Annotated in this window: 3 protein-coding genes; all 3 read left to right on the top strand. The window is 58.2% G+C overall.

The genetic code is table 11. The features are described from left to right. The first annotated feature begins 102 nt into the window (after positions 1-102). The 3 genes from P1S46_12045 (at position 103) to P1S46_12035 (ending at position 2,618) form a co-directional block, all read left to right on the top strand. Entirely contained in the window at positions 103-1,170 is a 1,068-nt protein-coding gene (locus P1S46_12045; GenBank protein MDF1537201.1) for a cytochrome c biogenesis protein ResB, read from the top strand. Positions 1,171-1,247: 77 nt separating this feature from the next. Continuing rightward, positions 1,248-1,922, top strand: a complete 675-nt coding sequence (gene yrfG, locus P1S46_12040) for a GMP/IMP nucleotidase (GenBank protein ID MDF1537200.1) — start codon at positions 1,248-1,250, stop codon at positions 1,920-1,922. A 123-nt stretch (positions 1,923-2,045) separates the two neighbouring features. Further along, a complete protein-coding gene (locus P1S46_12035) occupies positions 2,046-2,618 on the top strand; it encodes a GNAT family N-acetyltransferase (GenBank protein MDF1537199.1) in 573 nt (190 codons plus the stop codon). The last annotated feature ends 288 nt before the right edge of the window (positions 2,619-2,906 follow it).

Here is a 2,906-nt window from a genome sequence, read left to right as displayed (position 1 = left end):
GGAAAGGGAAAACGACGCTTTTCCCTTTCCGTGGAGCGAAAAGTCCCGGATTGGACTTTTTGCGACCCTATCAAAAATGGAAAAGAGAGAAAAGATTTTGATATGAGATCTGAGATTCAGAAAAATACAGGCCCCGGGTCGGAAGGCAGCCCGCTGCTTCGTTCGGGGAGGCTGGCCTGGCAGGTCCTTGTCCACCCGGTCACCTTCGTGGTGATCACCATCTTGTGGTGCGTGGATCTTGCCGGGGGCTCTATTGCGGCCTATTTCAACGATCCGAATTTCTGGCAGAAGATGGACGCCTATCCCTTCAGGGTCTGGATGCAGCAGGCCGCGCCGAAGACTTTCCCCGTGTCCCTCTGGCTTTACGTTCTCGTTGTCCTCTCTTATATCATGGTCATCAGCCTTTTCCTGTGTACCGTCAACTGGTTCCTGAAAAGGAGGAAGAAGCTCAAGGGGTACGGAGAGGTTCTCGTCCACCTGGGGTTTCTCCTCATCTTCGCCGGTTTCGTTCTCGGAAGCTCTCTCGGCTCACGTACGAGGGTGGTCCTTGAAGCGGGACAGGTCGTGCCGGTGGAGGAGATGGGGGTCTCCCTGAGGCTGGACGGTCTCGAGGTGGTACAGTCCCCCGGCGGCCGGGCCATGGACACTCTCAGCGACATGACTTTGATGGAAGGCGGCCGGGAAGTTGCGGCGGGAACGATCAGGACAAACCATCCCCTTGTTCACGGCAGCACTGTGATCTATCCGCCGGAGGATTACGAAATGGGGATAACCGGCGGAGTTGTGGGGACCTCTTCATCCGGGGTGGTTACCCTCCAAAGTGGCGTGCCGGCCCCCCTCTCTCGTGGCCGGACCCTCTGGCTGGGCGGCGTCCTCCAGAAGGGCCAGAGCCGCGGGAGTGCCCTGGGACCGGGCATCCTGGTCCAGCTCAAGGATGCAGCCGGACGTGTCTCGGGTTCGGCATACCTGTCGGATGCGCCCGGGATGGGCAGTTCCGCTTCCCTGGCGGGAGAGCGGCTCACCCTCGGGCAGCTGGTGCGGTCCGCAAGGGGTGTGTACCGGGTTCACCACGACCCTGGCGTGTGGCTGGTCTTCCTGGGGACCATCATCCTGGCCCTGGGAACCGTGTGGGCATTGATGGTGTATTTGGGGATAATAAAGGACGAATGATGGAGGAGGAAGGAGGAAGAAAACCGTTTTGTCTTCATCCTGCATCCTTCTCTATTCATCCTTCCGGAGTGATTACTGTGACTGAGACTGTGATTTTCCCCCCGGACTGGAACCAGATCGACACCGTCCTCCTGGACATGGACGGGACGCTGCTGGACAAGTCCTTCGACGACCATTTCTGGGAAGAGTACGTTCCATCACGGTATGCGGAGCAGTTCGGGGTTTCCGAAAAGGAGGCCAGGGACAAGCTGCTGTCGCTGTACCGGTCCCAGGAGGAGACCCTCAACTGGACCAGCCTGGACTACTGGACCGAACAGCTGGGACTGGACATCCTCGACCTGAAACGGCAGGTGGATCATCTCATCACGGTCCATCCCTTCGTCGTCGGGTTCCTGGATCGTGTGCGGGAGGCCGGGAAGAAGGTTTACCTCGTCACCAACGCCCACGGCAAGACCCTGGACCTCAAGATGGGGAAGACTGCCCTGGCCGGCAAGTTCGACGGGATCACCACCGCCCACGACATCGGCATGCCCAAGGAGGAACCAGGGTTCTGGAGGGAACTGAGGAGGAAGGTTCCCTTCGACCCTGAAAGGACCCTGCTTGGGGAGGATACCGAGGCGGTCCTGATCTCGGCCCGCCGGTTCGGTATCCGTTTCCTGGTCTTCGTTTCGAACTCGAGCAGCGCCAAACCGCCCAGGGGTTCGGACAGCTTTTTCTCCATCGAGAGGTTTGTGGAGATCATGCCGGAATAGGGGCAATTCCAGATTCCAAATTTCAAATTCCAAAGGTACACTGCGCTATTATGTATTTTTACCGCAAAGTTGACGCTCTGTTCCTTGTTGTTTTTGGAATGTGGAATACAGAATTTGAAATCTATGGCTACGAACAAGCCCGATAAACACTTCTCCCGCAAACGGGTCAAGTGGGCCCGGGACCACTCACTCCTCGTCTTCAGGACCCTCCGCGAGGAGCGTAACCGGGTCCAGATAGACCGGCTCCAGAGGAAGCATTTCGGAGCGTGGTCCGACGGGTTCTCTTCCCTGGAAAAATGCCGCGGGCGTGTGATGATATGCCTGCTGGGCAAGACCGTGATCGGGTATCAGGCTATCCAGCCTTACTCGTCCAGGGGCAACCCGTTCTCGGCGGACAAGCAGGTCATGCGTTTCACATTCATCGTGGTGAGGGAAGACTCCAAGGTCAAGGCGAGGGGGTTGGGGATCGGGACCGAGCTTTTAAGGCGGTCCCTGGACCTGGCCTGGAGCCGGGGATACGACGCGGTCTATTCATACACCACCGCTTACGAACTGCTGGGCGGGGCCGGTTTCCGATCCCATGGCGGAGCGTCGATCCTCGCGGAGGCGAAGCATGTCCGAAACCTGGACCCGGACCAGGGTCCGCCGCTATTGTTCGTCATGGACCGGCCGGAGGGGTACATAAGTCCATATTGATATGGACTTATGTAGGAGGGGGTGAGGGGGCGAAAGGGGGAGGGGGAGAAAAACCATTTAAATCCTGTCAGGCAACCTCGGTGCCTGAGAATTTTCACCCTCTCTCTCATGCTCCTTCTCTCCCACTCGCGGGTCCCCGCTAGCCCGGACTATTCACGAGGTTCTTTTCCGTTCCGGCGGCGTTGCTGAGTCGTTCGCTTGTGCGGAATATTAAAGTATGCCTCCGCGCTCACTCCACAGTCGCCTTGCCGGAACGAAAAACTCCTCTCGTGACTATGTCCGCTCAAC

The organism is bacterium, from assembly GCA_029210545.1.
Lineage (GTDB): Bacteria > BMS3Abin14 > BMS3Abin14 > BMS3Abin14 > BMS3Abin14 > JARGFV01.
The sequence above is the reverse complement of the archived record's forward strand: the minus strand, read 5'-3'. Positions and strand labels throughout refer to the sequence as shown.